The organism is Stenotrophomonas sp. 05L44_2, assembly GCF_056665995.1.
The window spans coordinates 1-5,926 of record NZ_JBFTNR010000487.1 but is presented as its reverse complement, the minus strand read 5'-3'; the positions used below and the strand labels follow the sequence as shown (position 1 = coordinate 5,926).

Here is a 5,926-nt window from a genome sequence, read left to right as displayed (position 1 = left end):
GTTCATCGGCAGTCTCGGCGGACGACCGCTGTCGCCCAGCTACGACCGCCTGAGCAGGCAGGGCTGGGCGTTCGAGCGGCTGTATGCCACCGGCACGCGTTCGGTGCGCGGCATCGAGGCGGTCCTGACCGGGTTCCCGCCGACCCCGGCCGAATCGGTGGTGAAGCTGCCCGCCAGCCGCCAGCGCTTTTTCACCCTGGCCGATGTGCTGGGGCGGCATGGCTACGACACCGGCTTCTACTACGGCGGTGAAAGCCACTTCGACAACATGCGCGAGTTCTTTCTCGCCAATGGCTTCACCCGCATTGTGGACCGCAAGGATTACCGCAAGCCGGCCTTCGTCGGCTCCTGGGGCGCGTCGGACGAGGATCTGTTCGCTCGCGCCGACCAGCAGTTCCGGCAGCTGAAAGCGCAGGGCACGCCGTTCTTCGGCCTGGTGTTCACCTCCAGCAACCACGATCCCTTCGAGTTCCCCGACGGCCGAATCGACCTGTACGAGCAACCGAAGCAGACCCGCGACAACGCCGCCAAGTACGCCGACTACGCGCTGGGCGAGTTCTTCCGCAAGGCGATGGCCTCACCGTACTGGCAGGACACCGTGTTCCTGGTGGTGGCCGACCATGATTCGCGGGTGTTCGGCAGGAACATGGTGCCGATCGGCAACTTCCATATTCCCGGGTTGATCCTTGGCGGCGGCATCGAGGCGCGCCGCGATGCCCGCATCGTCAGCCAGATCGATCTGCCGCCGACGCTGTTGTCATTGCTGGGCATTGCCGATGCCACCCCCACCGTTGGCCAGGACCTGACCGACCTGCAGCGGCTGCAGCCCGGACGCGCGCTGATGCAGTACGACCGCAATCTGGCGTGGATGGAGGGCAACGACGTGGCCATCCTGCAGCCGGACAAGCCAGCGCAGGGCTTCCGCTACGACCCGGCCAGCGACCAGCTGCAGCCGCAGCCGCTGCGGCCGGAACTGGCACGGCGCGCACATGCCTACGCGATGTGGGGCACGCTGGCCTACGAAAAAGAGCTGTACCGGTTGCCGAAGGCCAGGCCCTGAGCCGGAAGGGCGGGGCGGCGATGCGGTGCCGGCCGTTGGCCGGCAGTGTCGACCAAGGTCGACACCTACCAGAGGCATTCCCGCCAGAAGCATTCCCGATAGCGCCTCGGGTGGAGAGCCCCCTTGTTGTTCAAGGGGGCGCGCCGAAGGCGCGGGGATAAGGAGAAATGCGCGGGCAGTTCGTTTACGCGTTCAACGCGTAACCGAACTGCTGCTTGAACTGCTCGTTGAACTCATCGAAGGTGAAGCGCTGGTTCTGGGTGCCCGGGTGCTCGACCTTCAGCGCGCCCATCAGGTTGCCCATGCGGCCGATGGTCAGCCAGTCGAAGCCCTTCTGGATGCCGTAGATCAGGCCGGCGCGGAACGCGTCGCCACAGCCGGTCGGATCGACCACGCGGCGCTCGTGCGCCGGCGGGATGTCGTAGCTCTTTTCCGGGGTGTGGATCACTGCGCCCTTCGGGCCGCGGGTGGTGATGTAGGCCTTGACCCGGCTGACGATCTCTTTTTCGTTCCAGCCGGTGCGTTCCTGCAGCAGGTTCGACTCATAGTCGTTGACCACCACGTAATCGGCCTGCTCGATGAACTCGCGCAGTTCCGGGCCGTTGAACAGCGGCATGGCCTGGCCCGGGTCGAAGATGAACGGCACGCCGTCTTCGTGGAATTCCAGCGCGTTCTGGATCATGCCTTCGCGGCCGTCCGGGCCGACCAGGCCCAGGCTGACGCCCGGCACGTCGCGCACGTGGTTTTCGTAGGAACGCATCATCGCGCCCGGGTGRAAGGCGGTGATCTGGTTGTTGTCGTGGTCGGTGGTGATGAACGCCTGCGGGGTGAACAGCTCATCGATCACGCGCACGCGGGTGAGGTCGATGCCCAGGGCATCGAAGTGCTCGCGGTACGGGCCGTATGCGGTGAATTTTGGGGTGGGCCTGCCCACTTAGGCAGGCAAGCAAACGGCGCCCTTGGGCGCCCGACGGCGCAAAGGTTACCCGCTGGTGCCGCTCAGGGCCAGAACCGGGTGATGCCCGATCAGGCCGAAAGCCTGTGAAGGCGCGGGTTCAGCTAGTTTTCTCCTTGCTCGGCGGCAGGCAGGTTGCTAGGCTTGTCGACCTCGATTTCTGCCCATTTTTTCGCCATCCCGCGTTGGGCGCGACACCCCTCAGGATCAACTCCCAGATGTTCAAGAAACTGCGCGGCATGTTCTCCAATGACCTGTCCATCGACCTGGGCACGGCCAACACCCTCATCTATGTGCGTGGGCAGGGAATCGTGCTGAACGAGCCGTCCGTGGTCGCTGTGCGCCAGGATCGCGCCATTGGTGGTACCCGGTCGGTGGCAGCCGTTGGCGCCGAGGCCAAGCAGATGCTTGGCCGTACCCCGGGCCACATCACCACCATCCGCCCGATGAAGGACGGYGTSATCGCCGACTTCACCTACACCGAAGCGATGCTCAAGCACTTCATCAAGAAGGTGCACAAGTCGCGCTTCCTGCGCCCGAGCCCGCGCGTGCTGGTCTGCGTGCCGGCCGGCTCGACCCAGGTCGAGCGCCGCGCSATCAAGGAATCGGCCGARGAGGCCGGTGCCCGTGACGTGTTCCTGATCGAAGAGCCGATGGCGGCTGCGATCGGTGCCGGCATGCCGGTCACCGAGGCCCGTGGCTCGATGGTCATCGATATCGGCGGCGGCACCACTGAAGTGGCGGTGATCTCGCTCAACGGCATCGTCTATTCCGCCTCGGTGCGTATCGGCGGCGACCGCTTCGACGAATCGATCACCAACTACGTGCGCCGCAACCACGGCATGCTGATCGGTGAAGCCACCGCCGAGCGCATCAAGGTCGAACTGGGCTGTGCCTACCCGCAGGCGGAAGCGATCGAGATGGAAATCTCCGGCCGCAACCTCGCCGAGGGCGTGCCGAAGATGATCAAGATCAGCTCCAACGAAGTGCTTGAAGCGCTGCACGAGCCGCTGTCCGGCATTGTCAGCGCGGTCAAGCTGGCACTGGAACAGACCCCGCCGGAACTGTGCGCCGACGTCGCCGAGCGCGGCATCGTGCTGACCGGTGGTGGCGCCCTGCTGCGCGACATGGACCGCCTGATTTCCGAGGAAACCGGYCTGCACGTGCAGGTGGCYGATGACCCGCTGACCTGCGTGGCCCGCGGYGGYGGTCGTGCGCTGGARCTGGTSGACATGCACGGCAACGAGTTCTTTGCGCCGGAATAAGCCGTCCCGGCTGCCTGCGCCCGCAGCGCCCCTCCGGGGTGCGGCCCGCCACATCGGCGGGTCGGCACCGGCGGGGCGCCCGCGTGTTTCCCTTCCGCCTTCTGCCAGTTGAATCGCTGCCGTGCCGCCCTACGCCGGACCTCCCGTCGCTTCCCGATCCGGTGATGCCGCCAGCCCGCTGCGGCTGCTGGCCTATCTCGCACTGGCAATCACCTTGATCGTCCTCGACGACCAGGCTGGCTGGCTGGCGCGTCTGCGCGAGCAGGCCAACAGCCTGGTGCAGCCGGTGTGGGCCCTGGCCGGCCTGCCCGGCAAGCTCGGCGGCCAGGTGCGCGACACCGCCGCCAGCCACGGCCAGCTGGTGACCGAGAACCGCGAGCTGCGCAACCAGCTGCTGCTGGCCAACGCCCGCCTGACCCGCCTGCAGACCGCCGCACTGGACAACGCGCAGCTGCGCGAACTGCTGAACGTGGCCGAGCGCAGTGGCCTGGACGTGCAGCTGGCGCCGATCCTGGACATCGACCTGGACCCGGTCAAACAGCGCCTGGTGCTGGACGCCGGCAGCCGCGAAGGCGTGCACGTCGGCCAGGCGGTGATCGATTCCGGCGGCCTGATGGGCCAGGTGATCAGCGTGACCGCGGGCAGCTCCACCGTGCTGTTGCTGACCGACCCCGACCACGCGGTGCCGGTGACCGTGGCCCGCAATGGCGTGCGCCTGATCGTCTACGGCCGCGGCGACAAGCTGGAACTGCGCGACATCCCGCTCAGCGCCGGCGTGGAAGTGGGCGATGAGATCGTCACGTCCGGTCTCGGTGGCCGCTTCCCTGCCGGATTCCCGGTCGGCACCATCACCGGGCTGCGCCCGGACGATACCCATGCCTTCCTGGTGGGCGAACTGAAACCGGCCGCGCAGCTTGATCGCGGTCGCGACGTGCTGCTGCTGCGCCCCGGCGCTGCGATCCGCATTCCGCCGAACCTGCGCCTGCAGATGGAACAGGCCGCTCCCGGTGGCCCGGCCGATGCCACAGCGCTGCCGACCGGCCCCGCGCCTGCAGCAACGCAGGCTACCCCGGTAGTGCCGGCCGCTGGCCGGCAGCCGTCCCCTTCTGCGACGAACTCGTCGGCCCCCGCGCCTTCGACGATGCAGCCCTCCCCGGTAGTGCCGGCCGCTGGCCGGCAACCGCAGCAAACTCAACCGCAGCCCACCCAACCGCAGCCCACCCAACCGCAGCCGGAGGCGCAGCGATGAGCCGCCTTCGCGACAACCGATGGGTGCTGCCGGCCAGCCTGGTGGTGGCCCTGCTGCTGGGCCTGCTGCCGTTGCCCGCGCTGCTGCAGCCGCTGCGTCCATATTGGCTCGCACTGGTGCTGGCCTACTGGGTCATCGAAGCACCCGAGCGCGTCGGCCTCGGCATCGCCTTCGCCAGCGGCGTCGTCGCCGACCTGCTGTATGGCGGGGTGCTGGGCGAGCAGGCGCTGCGCTTGGTGATGCTGGCCTTCATCCTGCAGCGCTTCCGCGCGCGCATCCGCTTCTTCCCGATGTCGCAGCAGATGCTGGCCATCGGCGGCCTGCTGTTCAACGATCGCATCGTCAGCGCGCTGGTCCATATCCTGGTGGGCGAGCCGACCCTGCCGTGGTCGTACTGGTGGGCACCGTTGCTGGGCATGGGCCTATGGCCGCTGGTGTTCGTACTGCTGGACGCGGTGCGCTTCGGCAAGCGCGGGCGCTGAGCCATGCTGCCGCGCCGCCAGGTCAAGAATCCGCACGCCGAAGCCGAACAGTTCCGGCGCCGTGCGGCGTTGGGCTTCTTCGGCGTGCTGGTCTGCCTGCTGGGCCTGGGGCCCGGAAGAGCTGGAAGCGTTCAACAAGTCGCGCAAGGCGCGCCGCAAGTTCCTGCCGGTCACGCTGAAGCTGCGCATGAGCGATGAGGAAATGGCGCGCTTCGCGGTGGACCGCTGGCGCTTTCCCGGCGTCGAGCTGGAACCGTACCTGACCCGTCGCTATCCCTATGGCGACCTCTTCGCGCACATCATCGGCTACGTTGGCCGGGTCGATGACAAGGATCTGGAGATCCTCGGCGAGGGCAATGCCGCATTGACCCACATCGGCAAGTCCGGCCTGGAGCGTTATTACGAGCAGGAACTGCGCGGCAAGGTCGGCTACGAGCAGGTCGAGACCAACGTGCAGGGCCGCGCGATCCGCACCATCGGTCGTGTCGCTGCGCAATCCGGCGCCGACCTGCGGCTGTCGATCGACGCCGACCTGCAGCGGGCGATGGTGGCTGCCTTCGGTGATCAGGAAGGTTCGGCCGTGGCGATGGACCCGCGTACCGGTGAAGTGCTGGCGATGGTCAGCCTGCCGTCCTACGACCCGAACCTGTTCGTCAACGGCATCTCGCATGCCGATTTCAAGGCGCTGAACGACAACCCGTCGCGCCCGCAGTTCAATCGCCTGGTACTCGGCGGCGTTGCCCCCGGTTCGACCCTGAAGCCGCTGATCGGCCTGGCCGGCCTCGATTCGGGCGTCCGCCGTCCGGAGGACAAGGTGCTGTCGACCGGCATGTTCTACCTGCCGGGCACCTCGCGTGGCTGGGGTGATTCACATCGTGGCGGTCACGGCTGGACCGATCTGCGCAAGTCCATCGC

General features: G+C 67.3%; 4 protein-coding genes and 2 pseudogenes. 5 read left to right on the top strand and 1 reads right to left on the bottom strand.

Annotation, left to right across the window (positions count from 1 at the left end):
* Positions 1-1,060 (top strand): LTA synthase family protein (locus AC1VAN_RS16195; protein WP_480986188.1); only part of this gene is annotated, 1,060 nt, incomplete at its 5' end.
* A 184-nt stretch (positions 1,061-1,244) separates the two neighbouring features.
* Here the strand turns inward: AC1VAN_RS16195 and AC1VAN_RS16190 are convergent.
* A pseudogene (locus AC1VAN_RS16190) lies at positions 1,245-1,964 on the bottom strand (carbohydrate kinase family protein); the annotation flags it as partial.
* Between the two features lie 269 nt (positions 1,965-2,233).
* Between AC1VAN_RS16190 and AC1VAN_RS16185 the strand changes: the two are divergent.
* The 4 genes and pseudogenes from AC1VAN_RS16185 to AC1VAN_RS16170 all read left to right on the top strand — a co-directional run.
* Positions 2,234-3,280: a rod shape-determining protein gene (locus tag AC1VAN_RS16185; RefSeq protein ID WP_025877255.1), complete on the top strand. Its 1,047-nt coding sequence runs from the start codon at positions 2,234-2,236 to the stop codon at positions 3,278-3,280.
* Between the two features lie 121 nt (positions 3,281-3,401).
* Positions 3,402-4,529 carry a rod shape-determining protein MreC gene (gene mreC / locus AC1VAN_RS16180; protein WP_442252015.1) on the top strand — a complete coding sequence of 376 codons (1,128 nt, stop codon included), beginning with the start codon at positions 3,402-3,404 and terminating at the stop codon, positions 4,527-4,529.
* Complete coding sequence (mreD, locus tag AC1VAN_RS16175) at positions 4,526-5,011, top strand: rod shape-determining protein MreD (RefSeq protein ID WP_025877251.1); 486 nt, start codon at positions 4,526-4,528, stop codon at positions 5,009-5,011. Before mreC ends, mreD begins: the two co-directional genes overlap by 4 nt.
* Before the next feature lie 3 nt (positions 5,012-5,014).
* Positions 5,015-5,926 (top strand): annotated as a pseudogene (locus AC1VAN_RS16170) (penicillin-binding transpeptidase domain-containing protein); the annotation flags it as partial.

Excerpts from the sequence above, each read along its gene's own strand:
- mreD (WP_025877251.1), top strand. The coding sequence starts at position 4,526 with ATGAGCCGCCTTCGCGACAACCGATGGGTGCTGCCGGCCAGCCTGGTG.